The organism is Allokutzneria multivorans (assembly GCF_039537405.1).
GTDB classification, from domain to species: Bacteria; Actinomycetota; Actinomycetes; order Mycobacteriales; family Pseudonocardiaceae; genus Allokutzneria; species Allokutzneria multivorans.
Window position 1 is genome coordinate 42,061 of the sequence record NZ_BAABAL010000012.1, and the last position, 20,943, is coordinate 63,003.

Genomic DNA, 20,943 nt, shown 5'->3' on the forward strand with positions numbered 1-20,943 from the left:
GTCCATTTTCAGACCATTGGGAGGCAGTCCGTGTCCCACGCTCCGTTGTCCGTCGAGCAGCTGCGAGAGCTGGTCGAGCGCGGTGAGATCGACACCGTCGTGCTCGCGATGACCGACATGCAGGGCCGGTTGCAGGGCAAGCGCCTGGACGCGCGGCACTTCCTGGAGGACGTGCTGCCGCACCACGCCGAGGCGTGCAACTACCTGCTCGCCGTCGACGTCGAGATGTCCACAGTGGACGGTTACGCGATGTCCTCGTGGGAGACCGGCTACGGCGACTTCACGATGGACCCCGATCTGACCACGCTGCGCAGGACGCCGTGGCAGCCGGGGACCGCGCTGCTGTTCTCCGACGTCCTGTGGGAGGACGGCAGCCCGGTCGCGGCCTCGCCGAGGCAGATCCTGCGCGCGCAGCTGGAGCGGCTCGCCGAGCGCGGGCTGACCGCGATGGTCGGCACGGAGCTGGAGTTCATCGTCTTCCGCGACACCTTCGAGCAGGCGTGGGACAAGGGCTACGACGGGCTCGTCCCTGCCAACCAGTACAACGTGGACTACTCGCTGCTGGGCACCGCGCGGGTGGAACCGCTGCTGCGCGCCATCCGCAACGGCATGGCGGGCGCGGGCTTGAAGGTGGAGTCGGCCAAGGGCGAGTGCAACCTGGGCCAGCACGAGATCGTCTTCCGCTACGCCGACGCGTTGACCACGTGCGACAACCACGCGCTGTACAAGAACGGCGCCAAGGAGATCGCGGCGCAGCAGGACATGAGCCTGACCTTCATGGCCAAGTACGACCAGCGCGAGGGCAACTCCTGCCACATCCACATCAGCCTGCGCGGCACCGACGGCGAGCTGGTCTTCGCCGGTGACCGCCCGCACGGGATGTCGGAGATGGCCGAGCACTTCCTCGCGGGCCAGCTCGCCGCACTGCGCGAACTCACGCTGCTGTTCGCGCCGAACATCAACTCCTACAAGCGTTTCGTGCCAGGCAGCTTCGCGCCGACCGCCGTCGCGTGGGGCCGGGACAACCGCACATGCGCGCTGCGGCTGGTCGGCAAGGGCGCCGGGCTGCGCGTGGAGAACCGCGTGCCCGGCGGCGACGTGAACCCCTACCTCGCGGTCGCCGGGCTGATCGCGGCGGGGCTCGACGGGATCGACAAGAAGCTCCCGCTGCCGGAGGAGCTCACCGGCAACGCCTACGCCAGCGATGCCGAGCGGGTGCCGACGACGCTGCGCGAGGCCTCGGAGTTGTTCGCTGCCAGCGAGATCGCGCGCTCCGCGTTCGGCGACAACGTGGTCGAGCACTACGTCAACGCTGCCCGCGTGGAGCAGGCCGCCTTCGACGCCGCCGTGACCGACTGGGAGCGGGTGCGTGGTTTCGAACGCCTCTGACATCTCTGAGTCCCCCGTTATCGGCATCAGCACGTACCTGGAGGAAACGAGCTGGGGCGACTGGAGCCGCCGCGCGGCGCTGCTGCCGGAGAACTACCTCAGCGCGGTGACCAAGGCCGGTGCGATTCCGGTGCTGCTGCCGCCGATGGATGTCGACCCGGCGCCCGTGCTGCGCAGGCTCGACGGGCTCCTGCTCGCCGGAGGCGCCGACCTGACACCGGAAAGCTATGGCGCGCAAGCACATCCGAAGACCATCGGCGTCCGGCCCGAACGGGACCGTTGGGAGCACCGGCTTCTGCGGGCCGCGTTGGCAGCCGACATGCCCGTGCTCGCGGTGTGCCGAGGTGCCCAGCTGCTCAACGTCGCGTGCGGCGGGACCTTGCACCAGCACCTGCCGGACGTGGTCAACAACGACACGCACAGGATCTCGCCGGGCGTGTTCGGTCCGGTGTCGGTGCGGCTCGACGAGCAACAGCTGCCGGGCAGTGTGCTTGGCGCGCAAGTGACAGTTCGCTGCTACCACCACCAGGCGCTGGACGCGGTCGGTGAGGGGCTCGTGGTGACCGGCTGGGCCGAGGACGGCACGGTGGAGGCCGTCGTGCTGCCGGGGCGCGAGTTCGTGGTGGGCGTGCAGTGGCACCCCGAGGAAACCCTTGACGACGTGCGGCTGTTCGCCGCGTTCACTGAGGCTGCCAGGAGGCCGTCATGAAGGTCATCAACCCGGCCACCGAGCAGGTGGTGGCCGAGGTCGAACTGCTGGGCGAGGCCGAGACCGATGCCGCGATCGAGCGCGCGGTCAAGGCAGGCCCGGCGTGGCGCGCCGTGGCTCCGGCAGATCGCGCACGGCTGCTGGCGCGCTTCGCCGAGGCCGTCGACGCCGACCTGGAGCACTTGGCGCGGCTGGAGGTCGCCAACTCCGGGCACACCCTGGGCAACGCGCGGTGGGAGGCGGGCAACGTCCGCGACGTGCTGCGCTACTTCTCCGGCGCGCCCGAGCGGTTGTTCGGCAGGCAGATCCCGGTCGCGGGCGGGCTCGACGTGACCTTCCGCGAGCCGCTGGGCGTGGTCGGGATCATCGTGCCGTGGAACTTCCCGATGCCGATCGCCTCGTGGGGTTTCGCGCCCGCGCTCGCGGCGGGCAACACGGTGGTGCTCAAGCCCGCCGAGCTGACCCCGCTGACCGCGATCCGGCTCGCCGAACTGGCTCGTTCCGCCGGGATTCCCGAGGACGTCTTCCAGGTGCTGCCGGGCCGTGGTTCCGTTGTCGGACAGCGCTTCGTCACGCATCCCGATGTGCGCAAGGTGGTGTTCACCGGCTCGACCACGGTCGGCAAGCAGGTCATGGCGGGCTGTGCGGACCAGGTGAAGCGGGTGACCCTGGAGCTGGGCGGGAAGAGCGCCAACATCGTCTTCGCCGACTCCGACCTGGAGAAGGCCGCCGCGACCGCTCCGTACGGCGTCTTCGACAACGCGGGCCAGGACTGCTGCGCGCGCTCGCGCGTCCTGGTGCAGCGCAGCGTCTACGACCGCTTCCTTGAGCTGCTCGAACCCGCTGTGCAGGGCGTCCGCGTCCTTGATCCGTCCACTGAGGACAGTGAGATGGGTCCGCTGATCTCCTCGACGCAGCGCGACCGCGTGGCGTCCTACGTGGACTCCGATCGGGTCGCGTTCCGGGGCTCGTGCCCCACCGGTCCGGGTTTCTGGTTCCCGCCGACGGTTCTGCTGCCCTTGGACGAGCGCGACCGCGCGTGGCGCGAGGAGGTCTTCGGCCCCGTCGTGTCCGTGCTGCCGTTCGAGGACGAGGCCGATGCCGTGCGGTTGGCCAATGACACCGAGTACGGCCTGTCCGGCTCGATCTGGACCCGCGACGTCGGCCGGGCGCTGCGCGTCTCCCGTGCCGTCGAGGCGGGCAACCTGTCGGTGAACTCCCACTCCTCGGTGCGCTTCTCCACGCCCTTCGGCGGTTTCAAGCAGTCCGGCCTCGGCCGGGAGCTGGGCCCCGACGCGCTGGACGGGTTCACCGAGGTCAAGAACGTCTTTGTGGCAACGGAGGAATGAGGGTCATGCAACGTCTCCAGGACAGGGTCGCCGTGATCACCGGCGGGGCCAGCGGTATCGGGCTCGCCACCGCGCGGCGCTTCGCCGAGGAGGGCGCGAGGGTCGTCATCGTGGACCTCGACTCGTCCGCGGGCGAGGCCGCCGCGAAGGAGGTCAACGGCGACTTCCAGTACGCCGACGTGGCCAACGAGGAGGACGTGCGGCGGTTGTACGCGGCCGTGCACGGTATGCACGGGCGCATCGACATCGCGTTCAACAACGCGGGCATCTCCCCGCCCGAGGACGACTCGATCCTCACCACCGGCATCGAGGCGTGGCAGCGGGTCCAGCAGATCAACCTCACCTCCGTGTACCTGTGCTGCAAGTACGTGCTGCCGTACATGCAGGAGGCCGGGAAGGGCTCCATCATCAACACCGCGTCGTTCGTGGCCGTGATGGGCGCCGCGACCTCGCAGATCTCCTACACCGCGTCCAAGGGCGGTGTCCTCGCGATGAGCCGCGAGCTCGGCGTGCAGTTCGCCCGCGAGGGCATCCGCGTCAACGCCCTGTGCCCCGGCCCGGTGAACACCCCGCTGCTGCGCGAGCTGTTCGCCAAGGACCCCGAGCGCGCCGCCCGCCGCCTCGTCCACGTCCCGCTCGGCCGCTTCGCCGAACCCACCGAGATCGCCGCCGCCGTGGCCTTCCTCGCCAGCGACGACTCGTCCTTCATCACCGCCTCCCAGTTCCTCGTGGACGGCGGCATCTCCGGCGCCTACGTCACCCCCCTCTAGGTTTGCCGACCCAATGTGGCTTTGGTTACGCCAGACGTAACCAAAGCCACATTGGGTACTTCAGTCCACGCTGAGCGGATCGAGGGGTTCTGGTGGGGATCAGCGGCAGGCGCGGCTGGACACCAGCTGGCAGTGGTCACACCGGAAGTCGAACTCATCGTGCAGGCGTTTGGCCAACCGCCAACCGCGATGGCAGAACGGGCACGTGAGTCGTTCCTCCCTGTGAGGCCTCCGCCCGGAGTACCGGAACAGGTAGTAGTAGGTCGGGCGGCCGGTGGACTCGACGATCTGGGCGCAGATCTCACGACCGCGTTGGGTCAGGCTGCTGTGCGGGCCGCTCATCTCGGCCAGGCTGGGGTGTTCCAGGGTCGAGCAGTTCATCTGCAGCGTGTCGCACGCCTGGTAGTCGGACTGCCAGGACAGGACGCGGTTGTAGCCGGAGTGATCCGTCGGGGGAATCCGGTACAGCGGGATCGGCCCGAAGCAGTCCAAGCACCGCAGTGGCGACTCCAGGTTCGTGAACGTGGTCCACAACAGATACCCGCTGGGTGCTTGGCAGTCGCACGGCTGCGCACCTCCGGGGTCCAAGCCCAGAACCTCTACCAGCGGTGTGTCCAACCCCGCCGGAGTGAGACCGTCCAGGTCGCGACGGACCCACTGGTTGTGCAGCCGCGGATCGAGGCTCACCGGTTCGGGCACCATCACCACGACGCGGTACTCCGTGCCGGTGTCGAAGATCGGCCACTCCAGGCCGAGGATCTGGCCGTTCTGCCGCAGTGCGCCCAGCAGCCCGTTGACCGCGTCGGCCCTGGCGTCCTCATCGGCGACCGCTGGCACACCAGTCTTCGCGAAGGTCAGCTGCACGACGTGGACCACGCCGGGATCATCGCACCACTCCCGCCCGCCGACGACGGATTTCCACTGTCCCCGTACCCCACCCCTCGCCCCCCCCGCTCCGTTTCGTACTCATAGCAGCCCCTGGGAACGCTCTTTCTCCCGCTAGGAGTACGAAACGGGTGCTGTTGGGTGTGCTGGTGGGCTTGCGCCGGGTTTGCGGATTTGTGTGCGCGCGGAGGTCTGGGGTGGGTGGGTTAGCGGGAGCAGAAGGCGGCGTCGAAGGCTGCGGTGAGGTGCCGGGCGCGCTCGGCGGTGTTGGAGTTGGTGGTGATGAAGACGGTCACCGTGCGGTCTGGGCGGGGGCCGGAGGCGTGGGGGCGGGTGGCTGGGGAGTGGCCGGAGTAGGTGGTGACGCCGGGGACGTCGCCGCTGTGCGCCAGGACGGAGCCGCCGCAGCTGAGCGGGATGGAGCCGATGCCGAGGCCGTAGGAGAAGTCCTGGCCCTCGACGGGGCGCATGTCGGCGGTCATCGAGCGGACCAGGTGGCGCGGTAGGAGGCGGCCGGATTCCAAGCCTCGCCAGAAGCGCGCGAGATCGGCGGGGGTGGACACCAGCCCACCGCTGGCGCCGAGCTCGTAGCCGGGGAAGCTGGTGATGTCGACGACTCCGGCGGCGGGGTTGGCGGGGTGCACGCCGTAGTGCTGGGCGTGCCCTCCGCGCAGCGCGTACTCGGTCTTGGCGGGCCAGTAGGTCGCGGTCATGCCGAGCAGCCGAAGGACGCGCTCCTCGGTCACCGCGCGGAAGTCCTTGCCCGCCAAGCGGTTCACGATCATCCCGGCGAGGAGGTAGTTGGTGTTGGAGTACGCCCACCGCTGCCCCGGCTCGCCCGTGGGTGCGAGGGCCAGCGCGAGGTCGAGGTAGCCGACGGGCTGGTCGGGGAACGGCTTGGACCAGTCGAAGGCGCGGCTGTACTCGGGGATGCCGCTGGTGTGCTGGAGCAGCTGGCGAACGGTGATCCGGCGTCCGTCGATGGCCGCGCCCGCACCCCTGCCGCGCACCACGCCGGGCAGGTAGCGCTCCACCGGCGCGTCGAGGTCGACCCGCAGCTGGAGCAGTGTCACGGCGAGGAAGGGCTTGGTGACGCTGGCGATCCGGAACGTGTCGCGCGCGCCGGTCATCGGTCTGCCCGTGCCGATCTGGGCGGTGCCCGAGGTCAGCGTGCGCTCCCGGCCGTCGCCGTCGCGCACGTGCGCCAAGGCTCCAGGCACACCGTCCGCGGTGGTCAGCAGGTCCAGGTTGCGCTGGACCTCGGCCAGGCCCGGTGGAGCCGCGAGCGCGGGCGCCGTCGTGCCGAGCAGCAGGACCACCGCGAGAGCGGCTGCGAGCGTTCGACGCGCGTGCTTCATCTTCCGACCTCCGCGAGGGTGTGTGGTGTGAGAACCACTGTCCTTCGCCGGGGGCGGGAAGTCCCTGAGGTTGTCCGCCGAGATGGGGTGGGGTTTTCCTCAGGGCGTGGCGGCGTTCGGCGTCAGGCGAAGAGCCGCTGGATGAACGTGATCACCGCCTGCGCCGCGTCCCGCAGCCAGCCGAAGACGTTCTGCACGCCGTTGGCAGCGCCCTGCGGGTCGTTGAGCAGCAGGTAGAGGACCAGCGCGATGGCTGCGAGCGTGAGGATCTTCTTGACGTCCACCTCACACATTGTCCCCTACGCCGCTAACGGCGTCATCTCTCCCCCGGCAGAGATCGGCCACGGTCGCGGCCGGATCGGTGGGCGCCCGCGCCGAGGGCGCCGGAGCGTCCACAGTGGACACCGCCTGGGGACGACCAGCGGCTCAGCGCGGGTCGGAGTCGATCTTGTACTGGCCGCCGACCTTCGTGACGCGGATGACGCGCGGCTCGGTCCGCCCCTGGGCGAAGGTGACCTGGATCGACACCTTCCACGCCTTGTCGGCGTCCTGGCCCGCGCCCCTGGCCGTGTTGGAGTACATCCGCGGGTACTGCTTCCAGTGGGCGTCGAAGTCGGCACGGCTGCCGAAGCCCGCCTGCGCGCCCGCGGTCAGCATGTCCCACCGCGTCTGCAGGTCGGTGGAGCCGACGTAGAAGTCCACGACGAACTGCCCCGCCCCGCCGAGCTCGACGGGGCTGTCGGGCGGGGTGGTCGCCCCGGGAATCGCCGGTTTGGAGGACAGCGCGGACGAGGACGAGCTGCCGCCGCCGGAAGCACCGCCGGTGTTGCCGGAGCCGGAGCTGCCGGAGCCGACCGAGGGCCGGTCGAGCAGGCGGTACACGCCGTAGCCGCCACCGCCGACGACGGCGATGAGCAGCAGCACGAGCAGGACCGGCGAGCGCTTGGCCTTGACGGGCTGCTGCTTCTGCCTGGTCGGCGCGCTGGCGGCGGGGCGCGAGGGGTAGCTGGCAGGGCGCGGTGGCGGAGCGTGGTGGCCGTGGTCGACCCTCTGCGTGCGCGCGGCGGCCGCGTGGGCGACGGGCACGGCGGGGGCGCGCCCGGCGGCGAGACCGGCCAGCGCGGTGCCGACCTGGGCCATGTTGGGGCGCTCGCGCGGGTCGGGGCGCAGCATGGACATCAGCAGTGCGGTCAGCGGCCCGGCCTGGCGCGGCGGGATGACCTCGCCCGCGGCCGCGGCGTGCAGCAGCGCGAGGGGGTTGTCGGAGCTGCCGAACGGCGGCTGGCCCTCGACGGCGTCGTAGAGGGTGGCGCCGAGGGAGAACACGTCGGAGTTCGGCCCGCCGGTGTCGTTGCCGCGCGCCACCTCGGGCGCGAAGTAGGCGGGGGTGCCCGCGAGCATGCCGGTCCTGGTCACCTGGACGTCGCCGACGGCGCGCGAGATGCCGAAGTCGGTGATCTTGGCGACCCCGCTGTCGGTGATCAGCACGTTGCCGGGCTTGATGTCGCGGTGGGTGATGCCGACGGTGTGCGCGGCGGAGAGCGCGGCGGCGATCTGGGCGCCGATGGCGGCGACCTCGCGCGGTGAGAGCGGGCCCCGGTCGCCGAGGATCTCGGCGAGGCTCTGCGACTTCAGGTACTCCATCACCAGGCACGGGTCGCCGTTGTGCTCGGCGACGTCGTAGAGGGTGATCGCGTTGGGGTGCTGCAACCTGGCGGCGATGCGGCCCTCGCGCATCGCCCTGCGGCGCGCGTTGTCGGTCTCCTCCGCGCTCAGCCCGGGCTGCACCAGCAGCTGCTTGACCGCGACCATGCGGTCGAGGCGCTCGTCCCTCGCCCGCCACACGACGCCCATCGCGCCCGAGCCGATCTTGGAGACCAGCCGGTAATGGCCGGCGATGAGGTGGCCCTCGTCGATACCGGCATCACTCCTCAACCGCGCCCGCCCCGGACTGTCCCAGGCGGCCGGTACACACTATCGAATGAGGGCAGACGGCCTGAAGGGCCCTGTCTGCCTGGGCAAACCCTCAGCGAACGCTGACAGCGCCACCCCCGTTCGGCCCAGCGCGCGACGAACGGGGGGTGGCTGGGCGGGCGCTACTTACCGGCGTCCATCCGCTCGGCGAGGCTGCGCGGGCGCATGTCGGTCCAGTTGGCCTCGACGTAGTCCAGGCACTCCTGGCGGCCGGTCTCGGCCAGCGCCACGGTCCACCCGGCGGGCACCTCGCTGAACGACGGCCACAGCGAGTGCTGTCCCTCGTCGTTGACCAGCACCAGGTAGCGGCCGTCCGGGTCCTCGAAGGGGTTGGTCATGACGCAGGTTCTCCTCTGATGAGCACGTTCGGGCACTACCACTCTGACCAATTCAGGCGTCGAAGTCGACAGTGACTTCGTCGGAGACCGCGAGGGTCTGGCAGGTCAGGACGAAGCCCGCGGCCACCTCGGAGCGCTCCAGCGCGAAGTTGCGCTTCATGGCCGCCTCACCGGTGACGACCTTCGCGCGACACGTGCCGCACACGCCGCCCTTACAAGCAAACGGCAGGTCAGGCCGCACGCGCTGTGCACCATCGAGGATGACCGTGCCCTTCGGCAGCGCCACCTCCGTGGAACGCCCGTCGAGCACCACGGTGACCTTGGCGCTCGGTCCGTCCACCACGGGCTCGTCGTGGCGGGTGACAACCGGTTCATCGACATAGAAGAGTTCCTGGTGCACGCGCCCTTCGGGCACTCCAAACGATGTCAGCAGCCGCTGAGCGTCAGTGACCATGCCGTAGGGGCCGCACAGCCACCAGTGGTCGACATCGGCCACATCAAGCAGTAGTGGCAGCAGCGCGCGCAGCTTCGCCTCATCAAGCCGCCCGGAGAACAGCTCCGCTTCACGTGCTTCGCGCGACAGCACGTGCACGAGTTCCAAACGCGTGCGGTAGCGGTCCTTAAGGTCCGCCAACTCGTCCGCGAACATCACCGTGCCGGACCGGCGATTGCCGTAGAGCACGGTCACACGCGACTTCGGGTGCGCGAGCACGGACGCGGCGATAGAGAGCACGGGCGTGATGCCGGAGCCCGCCGCAATCAGCACGTGGTGGCCGGGCACGTCCACGTCGGGGGTGAACGACCCCGTGGGCGGAAGCACTTCGATCTCGTCACCGGGCTTCACGTCGCGCACGAGCCACGTAGAGAACAGGCCGGACGGAACCTCGCGCACGCCGACTCTGGGCCGCGCGCCCGCCGGAGCGCAGATCGAGTACGAACGGCGCTCGTCGCGACCGTCGACGTCACGGCGAAGCGTGAGTGACTGGCCGGGGCGGAACGCGAAGACCTCCGTCAGCTCGTCGGGCACGTCGAAGGTGACCGCGACCGCGTCGTCGCACAGTCGCTCGACGTCGGCCACGCGCAGAGGGTGGAACACGGGGCGTGCCACGTCAGATCTCCTTGAAGTACTCGAACGGCTCGCGACAGGCACGGCAGCGGTGCAGCGCCTTGCACGCGGTCGCGCTGAACCGAGATAGCTCCTCGGTGTCGCGCGAGCCGCACTGCGGGCAACTAAGCCGACGCGCGGGCGGGTCAAGGCTCAGTGGCACTGGGCCGACCGATCGCGGGCCGACCCGCGCGGGCGGGGAGATACCGGCCTCGGCGAGCTTGCGGCGGCCCTCCTCGGTCATCCAGTCCGTGGTCCACGCCGGACTGAGCACCGTGCGCACCTCAGCGTCCTCGAAACCGTTGGTGCGCAGAGCGTTCACGAGGTCGTCCCGCATCTCCACCAGAGCCGGGCAACCCGAGTACGTCGGCGTGATCACCACGACCACGCGCCCGTTCTCCTCGCGAACGTCGCGCACCACACCGAGATCCACGAGGGACAGCATGGGCAGCTCGGGATCGGTGACGGTCCCGACGACGTCCTGTGCGGTCACCACGTCGCCTCCGGCAGAGCGCGCGCGAGGACCTGCATCTCCGCGAGCACCTCCGCGAGGGCGTCGGTGTGGCTGCCGTCGCGACCTCCGCCCTCCGCGGGGGAAACCGAAGGGCGGCTCAGCGTCGCGGCGGCGAAGACCTGGTCCAGCACACCGTCCACTTCGGACCGCAAGGAAGCCGGGTCGACCGCGACTCCGGCAAGGCGAAGCTCAACGGGATGTGCCACGAACAGCTCGTCCAGGTACGGCCACACACGGTCGAGCGCGGCAATCATCCTGCGGCGCGACTCCTCGGTTCCGTCGCCGAGGCGAACGGTCCAGCGCGCGGCGTGGTCGCGGTGGTAGGACAGCTCCTTGGCCCCCTTGGCCGCAACGGCCGCGATCACCGGGTCGGCGGAGGCGGAGAGCCGCGTGAACAACGCCAAACGCTGGCAGGAGAACAACAACAGCCGCGCGATGGTGTCCGCGAAGTCGCCGTTGGCCAGCTCGACCATCCGCACGTTGCGGAACGACGAAGCCGTGCGGAAGTACGCCAGAGCGTCCTCATCGGGCACGTGCGACGGCGCCTCCGAGGGCCGCGAACCCGCCTCACCAGCACGAGTCAGCAGCAACCGCGCCTGCCCGAGGAGGTCGAGCGCGATGTTGGCCAGCGCGACGTCCTCCTCCAGCTCGGGCGCGCGCGAGCACCACTCACTGGTCCGCTGTGCCAGCACGAGCGCGTCGTCGCCGAGCATCAGCGCGTACGCCGCGAGATCCGCTTTGTCCACAGTGGACGGAAGTGCCCTGTCCACAGTGGACAGCTCGTCGGCGAAGCCGGTGCCGTAGGCCCAGCGCGCGTCGTCGCCGTGCTCCTCGTTCAGCCCGTCGTAGGCGTTGTTCACGGCTGCCTCACATGTGCGGGACGTCGGAGGGGATGTCGTAGAACGTGGGGTGCCGGTAGACCTTGTCCCCGCTCGGCGCGAACATCGGGTCCTTCTCGTCCGGGCTGGACGCGGTGATCGCCTCGGCGGGCACCACCCAGATGCTCACGCCCTCGTTGCGGCGCGTGTAGAGGTCACGGGCGTTGGTCACCGCCATCTGCGCGTCGGCCGCGTGCAACGACCCGACGTGCACGTGGTTCAGTCCGCGCCTGCCGCGCACGAAGACCTCCCACAACGGCCAGGCTCCACGACTCATGCCGCAACCCCCTTCTTCTTCGCCGCGTGGGCGAGCGCCGCCTCGCGGACCCACGCGCCGTCCTCGTGCGCCCTGCGGCGGTGCTCGACGCGCTCGGCGTTGCAGGCACCGTCGCCGGAGATCACGCGCTTCAGCTCGGCCCAGTCCGGCTCGCCGAAGTCGTAGTGCTCGCGCTCGGCGTTCCACTTCAGCTCGGGGTCGGGAAGCGTGACGCCGAGCTTTTCCGCCTGCGGCACCGACATGTCCACGAACTTCTGCCGGAGTTCGTCGTTGGTGTGCCGCTTGATCCGCCACGCCATCGACCGCGCGGTGTTCGGCGAGTCCCCGTCCGGCGGGCCGAACATCATCAGCGAAGGCCACCACCAGCGGTTCACCGAGTCCTGCACCATCTCCCGCTGCGCCTTGCTGCCGCGCATCATGGTCATCAGCAGCTCGTAGCCCTGCCGCTGGTGGAAGGACTCCTCCTTGCACACGCGGATCATCGCCCGCGCATAGGGCCCGTACGACGTCCGGCACAGCGGGACCTGGTTGCAGATCGCGGCGCCGTCGACCAGCCAGCCGATCACGCCGACGTCGGCGAAGCTCGGCGTGGGGTAGTTGAAGATCGAGGAGTACTTCTGCTTGCCCTCGATGAGGTTTTCGGTCAGCTCGGAGCGGTCCACGCCCAGCGTCTCGGTCGCGGCGTAGAGGTAGAGCCCGTGCCCCGCCTCGTCCTGCACCTTCGCCAACAGGATCGCCTTGCGCCGCAAGGAAGGCGCGCGTGTGATCCAGGCGCCCTCGGGCTGCATGCCGATGATCTCGGAGTGCGCGTGCTGCGCGATCTGCCGGATCAGCGTCTTGCGGTAGCCCTCGGGCATCCAGTCGCGGGGCTCGATGCGCTGGTCCCGCTCGACCGTGCGCTCGAAGTGCTCAAGCAGCTCATCCATGGGTCTTCGCCACCAAGGTCAGGACGTCGTATTTGGCAACGGATTCACCGTTCTGGTTCGTCACGTCCGCGTCCCACCGCACCTCACCGTGCTCGGCGTCCGCGCGCGGCGTGATCTGCTTCGCGGTGAGCGTCACGGTCAGCTCGTCGCCGGGATAAGTCGGCGTAAGGAAACGCAGGTTCTCCAGGCCGTAGTTCGCCAGCACGGGGCCGGGCGCGGGGTCGACGAACAGCCCTGCGGCCAACGACACCACGAGGTAGCCGTGCGCGACGATGCCGTCGAAGAACGGGTTCGCGGCGGCGGCCTCGGCGTCGGTGTGCGCGTAGAACTTGTCGCCGGTGAACTCCGCGAAGTGGTCGACGTCCTCCTGCGTCACCAGGCGCGGCCCGCCGACCACGGTGTCACCGATCTTCAGCTCCGCCAAGGACTTCCGGAACGGGTGCACGCCGTCGACGGTGCGGTCGGCGCCGGTCGTCCAGCGGTTGGTGATCGCGGTGATCACCTTGGGGCTGCCCTGGATCGCGGTGCGCTGCATGTGGTGCAGGACGCCGCGGATGCCGCCCATCTCCTCGCCACCGCCCGCGCGCCCGGGACCGCCGTGCACCAGGTGCGGCATCGGCGAGCCGTGCCCCGTGGACTCCTTCGCGGAGTCGGTGTCGAGCACGAGCATGCGTCCGTGCCAGGCGGCGGCGCCGACCACGACGTCGCGGGCGAAGGCGGTGTCGCCGGTGACGACCGAGCCGACCAGGCTGCCCTTTCCGCGCGCCGCAAGGGAAATCACGTCGTCGGTGGAGGTGTAGGGCATCAGCGTGGACACCGGGCCGAATGCTTCGACCTCGTGCGGCTGAGCGCAGGAGGTGTCGTCGACGCGAAGCAGGATCGGCGAGATGAACGCGCCGCGCTCGGCGTCCGCGTCGACGAGGTCCACGTGGTCCGGGCTGCCGAAGACGGGGCGGCCGACCTCCATGAGCGCCTTGAGCGAGCGGCGGACCTCCTCGCGCTGCTCCAGGCTGGCCAGCGCGCCCATGCGCACGCCGTCGCTGGTGGGATTGCCGACCTTGACCTTGGCCAGGCGCGCGCTGACCGCCTCGGAGACGTCGTCCATCAGCTCGGTGGGCACGAACGCGCGGCGGATCGCGGTGCACTTCTGCCCGGCCTTGGTGGTGATCTCGTTGGCCAGCGCCTTGACGAACAGGTCGAACTCCGGAGTGCCCGCCTTGCCGTCAGGGCCGAGGATCGAGCAGTTCAGCGAGTCGGCCTCGGCGGTGAACCGCACGGCGTTGCCGATGATCCGGGGGTGCGCGCGCAGCAGCTGCGCGGTGGAGGCGGAGCCGGTGAAGGCGACCAGGTCCTGCTCGGTGAGGTGGTCGAGCATGTCGCCGGTGCTGCCGCAGACGAGCTGCACGGAGCCCTCGGGCAGCAGTCCGGACTCCAGGATCAGCTCGACCAGCCGCGAGGTCAGGTAGGAGGTCTGCTCGGCGGGCTTGATCAGCGTCGGCACACCGGCCACGAACGCGGGCGCGAGCTTCTCCAGCGGGCCCCACACCGGGAAGTTGAAGGCGTTGATCTGCACGGCGACCCCTCGCAGCGGCGTGCAGATGTGCTGACCGAGGAAGGTCCCGCCCTTGCTCAGCGGCTCCAGGTTGCCATCGACGTAGACGGTGTCGTTGGGCATCTCCCGGCGGCCCTTGCTGCCGTAACCGAAGAGCACGCCGATCCCGCCGTCGATGTCGATCATCGAGTCGGTGCGGGTGGCGCCGGTGCGCGCGGAGAGCGCGTACAGCTCGTCGCGGTGCTCGCGCAGGAACGACGCGAGCGCCTTCAGCAACGCGGCCCGCTGGTGGAAGGTCAGTTCGCGCAGCGCGGGACCGCCCGTCCGGCGCCCGTGGTCGAGCGCGGCGGCCAGGTCGATGCCCTTGCTGGAGACGCTGGTGATCAGCTCCCCGGTCACCGCGTCGTGCAGCGGAACGCCGTCCTCCGCCGGTGCCTGCCAACCACCGGAGACGTAACTGCGCAGCGGGGCCATGGACGACCAACCTCCTCGATGAGGCACGACTTACCGACCGTTCGTTCAGGTTCTCTGCGTACGGTAGCAGCGCCGAGCCCTCTCAGCCAGAGACTCTTAGGCTCCTGCTCATGACCGTTCTCGCAACAGTTCTCGCGTTGGCCGTCACCGCGTCCGGCCTGGCCGCGCCCGCTGCCGCCGACTACGTCGCGCTCGGCAGCTCCTTCGCGGCGGGCCCCGGCATCACGCCGACGCAGCCCGGCAGCCCGCCCGCGTGCGGACGGTCGGCGAGGAACTACGCCAGCCAGGCCGCCGCCAAGCTTCGTTTGACGCTCACCGACGCCACGTGCAGCGGCGCCACGACAGCTGATGTGCTGAACAACCAGGTCAACGCGGTCACCGAGAACACCAAGCTCGTCACGATCACCATCGGCGGCAACGACGTGAACTACATCGGCAGCCTCTTCGCGTACTCGTGCCAGACCAGCGGCGGTTCGCAGTGCGGCACTGTCGACCAGGCCGCGATCGACCGCGCGCTCACGACCGTGCACACCAAGATCGGCAACGTGGTGACCGCCGTGCGACAGAAGGCTCCGCGCGCCAAGGTGCTGCTGGTCAACTACCTGACCGTGGTTTCGCGCACGGCGTGCACGGGCGTGCCGTTGACGCAGGCGCAGGTCGACTTCGAGCGGAGCGTGGCTCAGCGTCTCGCCGCCGCGACCCGCCGCGCCGGGGCTCCTGTCGTGGACGCCGCTGGTGCGAGCGCGGCGCACGATGCGTGCTCGGCGAGCCCGTGGATGGAGAAGTACCAGCCAGGAGGCGGTCGAGCTGGCTACCACCCGAACCTCGCGGGCATGACCGCCGTGGCGGAGCTGGTGGTGCGCCAGGCCCGCTGAGGTTTGTGCGTCTTCAAGTACCGCAAACCCCCGCCGCGATCGTCGTTAACCGCCCCCTACGTTCGAGTTTGTGGCGGTTAGAGACCTCTGGGGCGGGGGTTTGTGGGTCTTGAAGACTGCCTAACCCCGGCTGGGAGGTGACCGGGGAGCGCTGGGGTGAGTTGGCTGGGAAGGGCTCAGCTCCAGTCGTGGAAGCCCTTGCCGGACTTGCGGCCGAGTTCTCCGCGAGCCACCTTCTCGCGCAGCAGCGCGGGCGGGGCGAAGCGCTCGCCGAGCGTCTTGTGCAGGTACTCCGCGATCGCCAGGCGCACGTCGAGCCCGACGAGGTCGGTGGAGCGCAACGGACCCATGGGGTGCCGGTAGCCCAGCTCCATGGCGCGGTCGATGGACTCCGCGTCGGCGACGCCCTCCTCCAGCATGCGGATCGCCTCCAGGCCGAGCAGCACGCCGAGGCGGCTCGTGGCGAAGCCGGGCGAGTCCTTGACCAGCACCTCGGTCTTGCCGAGCGCGTGCACCCAGTCCAGGGCGCGCTTCGTGGTCGCGGGCGCCGTCTCCGGACCGCTGACGATCTCGATCAGCGTGGACGCGGGCACGGGGTTGAAGAAGTGCATGCCCACGAAGTTGTGCGGCCTGGCCAGCGCGGCACCGATCTCGGTGATCGACAGCGAGCTGGTGTTCGTGGCGAGCACGGTCGCGTCCCCGACGGCCTGCTCGGCGGCGACGAGCACGTCGAGCTTGAGGCCGATCACCTCGGGCACGGCCTCGACGACCAGCTCGGCGTCCCTGGGCAGCGCGTCGATCTCGGTCACGAAGACCACGCGAGCGAGCACCTCGGCGGGCTCACCGTCGAGTTTGCCGCGCTCGTGCGCCCTGCTCAGGCCGGTCGCGAGGCGGTCACGCGCGGCGGCGACGGCCTCGGCGGAGCTCTCCACGACGGTGACGCCGGAGCCCACTGCGGCGAAGACCTGGGCGATGCCCGCGCCCATGCGCCCGCCGCCGATCACACCAACGGTTTGCGGTCCCATGTCAGCTCCCTAAGACGGCTTCCAGTCACACGGCTTCGACGAGCAGGGCAGCGCCTTGGCCGACGCCGACGCACAGGGTGGCGAGGCCGCGACGGGCGTTCTCGCGCTCCATCCGCCCGAGCAGCGTGACGACCAGGCGCGAGCCGGACGAGCCGAGCGGGTGCCCCAGCGCGATCGCGCCACCGTCGGCGTTCACCCGGTCCTCATCGAGCTTCAGGCGGCGAACCACGGCCAGCGACTGCGCGGCGAAGGCCTCGTTCAGCTCCACGGCGTCCAGGTCGCCGATCCCCCAGCCCGCGCGCGCCAACGCCTTCTCCGTCGCGGGAACCGGGCCGATGCCCATCACGTGCGGGGACACGCCCGCGCTCGCGCCGGTGATCACGCGAGCGCGCGGGGTCAGCCCGTACCGGCGCACGGCCTCCGCGCTGGCCACCACGATCGCGGACGCGCCATCGGACAGCGGCGAGGACGACCCGGCGGTCACGATGCCGTCCTCGCGGAAGACGGTGCGCAGCTTGCCCAACTTCTCCAGGGTGGTTTCGCGGCGCGGTCCCTCGTCGGCGGCGACCTCGCCGACGGCCACGATCTCGGCGTCGAAGCGGCCCGCGTCCACCGCCGCGACGGCCCGCTGGTGGCTGCGCAGCGCGAAAGCGTCACTGTCGGCGCGCGTGATGCCGTCGAGCGCGGCGACCTCCTCGGCCGTCTCGCCCATCGACAGCGTGGTCTTCGCGTCGAACTCGGGATTGGTGAACCGCCAGCCCAGCGAGGTGTCGAAGACCTGGCCCGGACGCGCCCACGGGGTCCCGGGCTTGGCCATCACCCACGGCGCGCGCGTCATCGACTCGACGCCGCCCGCGACGACCACGTCAGCTTCACCCGCGCGCACCGCCTGCGCGGCGGAGGTGACGGCGGTCAGCCCGGAGGCGCAGAGCCGGTTCACCGTGTAGCCGGGCGTGTGCTCGGGCAGCCCGGCCAGCAGGACCGCCATCCTCGCGACGTTGCGGTTGTCCTCCCCCGCCTGGTTCGCGGCTCCGAGGATCACCTCGTCGATGGCGTCGGCGGGAACTCCGGAGCGCCGCACGACCTCCCCGACAACGAGTGCGGCCAGGTCATCGGGGCGCACCTTGGCGAGCGCGCCGCCGTAGCGGCCCTGAGGGGTCCGGACACCGTCGACCAGGAACACCTCGGACATGCCGTCCTCCGCTCTTGACACCCCGATTGCAGATCCACATTCTTAACCGAACAGTCGGTCAGCCAGCAAGGCAGGTCAGCGAGTGTCACAGCCGCAGGTGCCCGACCCCGTCCGGCGGATGTACGACGCCGACAACGCCTCGCGCGCGGCGGGGATCGAGCTGGTGGAAGCCGGGATCGGGCACGCGAGCGCCCGGATGCGGATCACCGCGGACATGGTCAACGGGCACGGGATCGTGCACGGCGGCCACGTCTTCCTGCTCGCCGACTCGACCTTCGCCTTCGCGTGCAACAGCCACGGCCCGGTCACCGTGGCCGCGGGGGCGGACATCAGCTTCGTCGCGGCGGCCGAGGAGGGCGAGGAGCTGACCGCCGTCGCCGTCGAGCGGGCGCGCTACGGCCGCAGCGGCATCTACGACGTGTCCGTGCACAGCGGGGACCGGCTCATCGCCGAGTTCCGGGGCCGCAGCAGGGTGATCGGAGAACGTTCATGAGCAGACTCGGCCCCGCCCCCGATCCGGCGAGCCTGGACGCGGCAGAGCGGATGTCGCGCGACGAACTGACCGCGCTCCAGCTCGAACGTCTACAGTGGACACTCGCGCACGCCTACCGCAACGTTCCCCTCTACACCAAGAAGTTCGACGAGGCGGGCGTGCACCCCGAGGACTGCCGGGGGCTCGAAGACCTGGCGAAGTTCCCGTGCACCACCAAGGAAGACCTCCGCGACAACTACCCGTTCGGCATGTTCGCCGTACCGCAGGAGGACGTGCGCAGGCTGCACGCTTCCAGTGGCACCACGGGAAAGCCCACCGTGGTCGGCTACACCCAGCGCGACATCGACATGTGGTCGGAGGTCGTGGCCCGCTCCATCCGCGCGGCCGGCGGGCGCCCCGGCCAGAAGGTGCACGTCGCCTACGGCTACGGCCTGTTCACCGGCGGGCTCGGCGCGCACTACGGCGCGGAACGCCTGGGCTGCACCGTGATCCCGGCCTCCGGCGGCATGACCACGCGCCAGGTGCAGATCATCACCGACTTCGAGCCCGAGATCATCATGGTCACGCCCTCCTACATGCTGACGCTGCTGGAGGAGTTCGAGCGGCAGGGCATCGACCCGCGCACCTCCTCGCTGAGCACCGGGATCTTCGGCGCGGAGCCGTGGACCGAGCAGATGCGCGCCGAGATCGAGCAGCGGATGGGCATCCACGCCGTGGACATCTACGGCCTGTCCGAGGTGATCGGCCCCGGCGTGTCCAGCGAGTGCGTGGAGACCAAGGACGGCCTGCACGTGTGGGAGGACCACTTCTACCCCGAGGTGATCGACCCCTCCACCGGCTCGGCGCTGCCCGACGGCGAGCACGGCGAGCTGCTGTTCACCTCGCTGACCAAGCAGGCCATGCCCGTCGTCCGCTACCGCACCCGCGACCTCACCAGGCTGCTGCCCGGGACCGCGCGACCCATGCGGCGCATGGAGAAGGTCACCGGGCGCAGCGACGACATGATCATCCTGCGCGGGGTGAACGTCTTCCCCACGCAGATCGAGGAGATCGTGCTGCGCACGCGCGGGCTCGCCCCGCACTTCCAGCTGCTGCTGACCCGGCGCGGACGGATGGACCACATGACCGTGCGCGTGGAGTCCGCGCCCGGCCAGGACTTCCCCGGCGCCGCGACCGAGCTGCTGCGCGCCATCAAGGACGGCGTCGGCGTCACCGTGGACGTCGAGATCGTCGAACCGTCCACATTGGAGCGCTCGGTCGGTAAGCTGCGGCGTGTGATCGATCGGCGGCACGATGGTTGAGCAGAGCATCCGGCGCGGGCGCCCCGGGTACGACCTGGAGTCGTTGCTGGCCATCGCCGTGAAGCTGTTCAACGAGCGCGGCTACGACGGCACCAGCATGGAGGAGCTCTCCCGCAAGCTCGGCATCACCAAGTCCGCGATCTACCACCACGTCCCCAGCAAGCAGGAGCTGCTGCGGCTGGCCGTCGACCGCGCGCTGGACGGCCTGTTCGCGGTGACGCTGGAGGCGCGCTCCCAGGAGGGCCGGGCGATCGACCGCCTGGAACACGTGGTGCGGCGCAGCGTCGCCGTGCTCGTCGAGCGCCTGCCCTTCGTCACGCTGCTGCTCCGCGTTCGCGGCAACACCAAGGTCGAACGCGCCGCGCTGGCCCGCCGCCGCGAGTTCGACCAACTCGTCACCGATCTCGTGCAGCAGGCCGCCGACGACGGTGACCTGCGCTCCGACATCGATCCCTCCACCACCAGCCGCCTGCTCTTCGGCATGATCAACTCGGTGATCGAGTGGTACCGCCCGCGCGGCGACATCACCCAGGACGCCCTCGCCGACGCCGTCTGCACCCTCGCGTTCGCAGGCCTCCGCGCCCCCTAGCCTCGCCCGGGGTTGGAGCTTCCATTGACGACGGCGGGGGTTGGGTGGTCTTGAAGACCCCCACACCAGACGACTCGCAGAACACGGCCCAGCTCGCCGTTTCCCCCATCCCCAACACTTTCCGCGCACATCCCCGCCCTCAGCGGCCGCGCTGAAGCCCTGAATGACCCTTTCAGGTACCTCAACTCCCCCAACGACCCTTTCAGTGCGTTCGAAGTACCCGAAGGCCCCATTGGGGGGGCGCCCCAACGCCCTGAACGACCCGTTTGGTGCGTTGAGCGCGCTGAACGGGTCGTTCAGGGCGCACAAGGACCTCAACGGGTCGTTTGGTGCGTTGAAGTACCCAAACGGGTCGTTCAGGGCTTTCCGTCGGTTCGGCGAGCGCGGGAGCCGGTGCGCAGGTGCATGCGTTCGCCCTGCGGTCCGAAGAGGCTGAGGATCTCGGCGGGGCGGGTCCCGGCGCAGCCGAACCAGTGCGGGACGCGGGTGTCGAACTCCGCCGCCTCCCCCGTGCGCATGATCACGTCGTGCTCGCCGAGCACCAGCCGAAGCCGCCCGCTGAGCACGTAGAACCACTCGTAGCCCTCGTGCGTGCGCGGCTTCGGCGTGTCCCGGCTCGGCGGGATGATCATCTTGAACGCCTGGAGCCCGCCGGGCTGGCGGGTCAGCGGGTAGACGGTGATGTCGCCGTGGAGCACCGCGGAGGGCCGGATGCGCGGATCGGCGACCTCGGGCGCGCCGACGAGCTCGTCCAGCGGGACCTTGTGCGCGCGGGCGATGGGCAGCAGCAGCTCCAGGCTGGGCTTGCGCTGCCCGGACTCCAGCCGGGACAGGGTGCTCACCGAGATCCCGGTGGCCCTGGACAGCGCGGCGAGCGTGGCTCCGCGCTCCTTGCGCACCTGTTTGAGCTTCGGACCAACCTCGTTCAGCACCGCTTCGACCGCGTCCATTCCATAATTGCAGAATCAGC

General features: G+C 70.0%; 22 protein-coding genes. 8 read left to right on the plus strand and 14 right to left on the minus strand.

Annotation, left to right across the window (positions count from 1 at the left end; genetic code table 11):
• Nucleotides 1–30: 30 nt before the first annotated feature.
• From ABD798_RS17090 to ABD798_RS17105, 4 genes are read left to right on the plus strand one after another with little or no spacing between them, the layout of a single operon-like run.
• On the plus strand, nt 31–1,389 hold the full coding sequence (locus tag ABD798_RS17090) for a glutamine synthetase family protein (protein ID WP_344875867.1): 1,359 nt from the start codon (nt 31–33) through the stop codon (nt 1,387–1,389).
• Complete coding sequence (locus tag ABD798_RS17095) at nt 1,370–2,098, plus strand: gamma-glutamyl-gamma-aminobutyrate hydrolase family protein (protein WP_344875869.1); 729 nt, start codon at nt 1,370–1,372, stop codon at nt 2,096–2,098. Before ABD798_RS17090 ends, ABD798_RS17095 begins: the two co-directional genes overlap by 20 nt.
• Complete coding sequence (locus ABD798_RS17100; RefSeq protein WP_344875871.1) at nt 2,095–3,447, plus strand: aldehyde dehydrogenase family protein; 1,353 nt, start codon at nt 2,095–2,097, stop codon at nt 3,445–3,447. Before ABD798_RS17095 ends, ABD798_RS17100 begins: the two co-directional genes overlap by 4 nt.
• A 5-nt stretch (nt 3,448–3,452) precedes the next feature.
• Nucleotides 3,453–4,217 carry a 3-oxoacyl-ACP reductase gene (locus ABD798_RS17105; RefSeq protein ID WP_344875873.1) on the plus strand — a complete coding sequence of 255 codons (765 nt, stop codon included), beginning with the start codon at nt 3,453–3,455 and terminating at the stop codon, nt 4,215–4,217.
• 99 nt (nt 4,218–4,316) lie between these two features.
• Here the strand turns inward: ABD798_RS17105 and ABD798_RS17110 are convergent, their stop codons facing one another.
• The 11 genes from ABD798_RS17110 to paaZ all read right to left on the minus strand — a co-directional run bounded on the left by ABD798_RS17110 (nt 4,317) and on the right by paaZ (nt 14,498).
• Nucleotides 4,317–5,093 (minus strand): DUF2310 family Zn-ribbon-containing protein, encoded by a 777-nt coding sequence (locus ABD798_RS17110; protein WP_344875875.1) that lies wholly within the window; start codon nt 5,091–5,093, stop codon nt 4,317–4,319.
• 215 nt (nt 5,094–5,308) lie between these two features.
• Nucleotides 5,309–6,460, minus strand: a complete 1,152-nt coding sequence (locus ABD798_RS17115) for a serine hydrolase domain-containing protein (RefSeq protein ID WP_344875877.1) — start codon at nt 6,458–6,460, stop codon at nt 5,309–5,311.
• A gap of 122 nt (nt 6,461–6,582) precedes the next feature.
• Entirely contained in the window at nt 6,583–6,744 is a 162-nt protein-coding gene (locus ABD798_RS17120; protein WP_344876356.1) for a hypothetical protein, read from the minus strand.
• 142 nt (nt 6,745–6,886) lie between these two features.
• The gene (locus ABD798_RS17125) at nt 6,887–8,395 is read right to left on the minus strand and encodes a serine/threonine-protein kinase (RefSeq protein ID WP_344875879.1); all 1,509 of its coding nucleotides are present in this window, start codon (nt 8,393–8,395) and stop codon (nt 6,887–6,889) included.
• A gap of 161 nt (nt 8,396–8,556) precedes the next feature.
• Nucleotides 8,557–8,772, minus strand: a complete 216-nt coding sequence (locus ABD798_RS17130) for an MbtH family protein (protein ID WP_344875881.1) — start codon at nt 8,770–8,772, stop codon at nt 8,557–8,559.
• Between the two features lie 52 nt (nt 8,773–8,824).
• Entirely contained in the window at nt 8,825–9,880 is a 1,056-nt protein-coding gene (gene paaE, locus ABD798_RS17135; RefSeq protein WP_344875883.1) for a 1,2-phenylacetyl-CoA epoxidase subunit PaaE, read from the minus strand.
• A gap of 1 nt (nt 9,881) precedes the next feature.
• Nucleotides 9,882–10,373 (minus strand): 1,2-phenylacetyl-CoA epoxidase subunit PaaD, encoded by a 492-nt coding sequence (gene paaD, locus ABD798_RS17140; protein ID WP_344875885.1) that lies wholly within the window; start codon nt 10,371–10,373, stop codon nt 9,882–9,884.
• Nucleotides 10,367–11,251: a 1,2-phenylacetyl-CoA epoxidase subunit PaaC gene (gene paaC / locus ABD798_RS17145; protein ID WP_344875887.1), complete on the minus strand. Its 885-nt coding sequence runs from the start codon at nt 11,249–11,251 to the stop codon at nt 10,367–10,369. Before paaC ends, paaD begins: the two co-directional genes overlap by 7 nt.
• Nucleotides 11,252–11,258: 7 nt before the next feature.
• Complete coding sequence (gene paaB / locus ABD798_RS17150; protein WP_086830146.1) at nt 11,259–11,546, minus strand: 1,2-phenylacetyl-CoA epoxidase subunit PaaB; 288 nt, start codon at nt 11,544–11,546, stop codon at nt 11,259–11,261.
• A complete protein-coding gene (paaA, locus tag ABD798_RS17155) occupies nt 11,543–12,472 on the minus strand; it encodes a 1,2-phenylacetyl-CoA epoxidase subunit PaaA (RefSeq protein ID WP_344875890.1) in 930 nt (309 codons plus the stop codon). Before paaA ends, paaB begins: the two co-directional genes overlap by 4 nt.
• Nucleotides 12,465–14,498: a phenylacetic acid degradation bifunctional protein PaaZ gene (gene paaZ, locus ABD798_RS17160; protein ID WP_344875892.1), complete on the minus strand. Its 2,034-nt coding sequence runs from the start codon at nt 14,496–14,498 to the stop codon at nt 12,465–12,467. The genes paaA and paaZ overlap by 8 nt, the downstream gene beginning before the upstream one ends.
• A gap of 110 nt (nt 14,499–14,608) precedes the next feature.
• On the opposite strand from paaZ, the gene ABD798_RS17165 reads away from it, so the two are divergent.
• Nucleotides 14,609–15,373 carry an SGNH/GDSL hydrolase family protein gene (locus tag ABD798_RS17165; RefSeq protein WP_344875894.1) on the plus strand — a complete coding sequence of 255 codons (765 nt, stop codon included), beginning with the start codon at nt 14,609–14,611 and terminating at the stop codon, nt 15,371–15,373.
• A gap of 176 nt (nt 15,374–15,549) precedes the next feature.
• Here the strand turns inward: ABD798_RS17165 and ABD798_RS17170 are convergent, their stop codons facing one another.
• Both ABD798_RS17170 and ABD798_RS17175 read right to left on the minus strand, forming a co-directional pair.
• Nucleotides 15,550–16,398, minus strand: a complete 849-nt coding sequence (locus ABD798_RS17170) for a 3-hydroxyacyl-CoA dehydrogenase family protein (protein ID WP_344875896.1) — start codon at nt 16,396–16,398, stop codon at nt 15,550–15,552.
• 25 nt (nt 16,399–16,423) lie between these two features.
• Nucleotides 16,424–17,590, minus strand: coding sequence for a thiolase family protein (locus ABD798_RS17175; protein WP_344875898.1), 1,167 nt, complete (start codon nt 17,588–17,590; stop codon nt 16,424–16,426).
• A gap of 118 nt (nt 17,591–17,708) precedes the next feature.
• Here ABD798_RS17175 and paaI point away from each other — a divergent pair, with 118 nt between their 5' ends.
• The 3 genes from paaI to ABD798_RS17190 are packed head-to-tail and all read left to right on the plus strand — an operon-like array spanning nt 17,709 to nt 19,973.
• Nucleotides 17,709–18,083 (plus strand): hydroxyphenylacetyl-CoA thioesterase PaaI, encoded by a 375-nt coding sequence (gene paaI, locus ABD798_RS17180; RefSeq protein ID WP_344876340.1) that lies wholly within the window; start codon nt 17,709–17,711, stop codon nt 18,081–18,083.
• Nucleotides 18,080–19,384, plus strand: coding sequence for a phenylacetate--CoA ligase PaaK (gene paaK, locus ABD798_RS17185; RefSeq protein WP_344875900.1), 1,305 nt, complete (start codon nt 18,080–18,082; stop codon nt 19,382–19,384). Before paaI ends, paaK begins: the two co-directional genes overlap by 4 nt.
• The gene (locus ABD798_RS17190) at nt 19,377–19,973 is read left to right on the plus strand and encodes a TetR/AcrR family transcriptional regulator (RefSeq protein ID WP_344875902.1); all 597 of its coding nucleotides are present in this window, start codon (nt 19,377–19,379) and stop codon (nt 19,971–19,973) included. The genes paaK and ABD798_RS17190 overlap by 8 nt, the downstream gene beginning before the upstream one ends.
• A gap of 356 nt (nt 19,974–20,329) precedes the next feature.
• Here ABD798_RS17190 and ABD798_RS17195 read toward each other — a convergent pair whose 3' ends face one another.
• A complete protein-coding gene (locus tag ABD798_RS17195) occupies nt 20,330–20,923 on the minus strand; it encodes a helix-turn-helix domain-containing protein (protein WP_344875904.1) in 594 nt (197 codons plus the stop codon).
• Nucleotides 20,924–20,943: the final 20 nt, after the last annotated feature.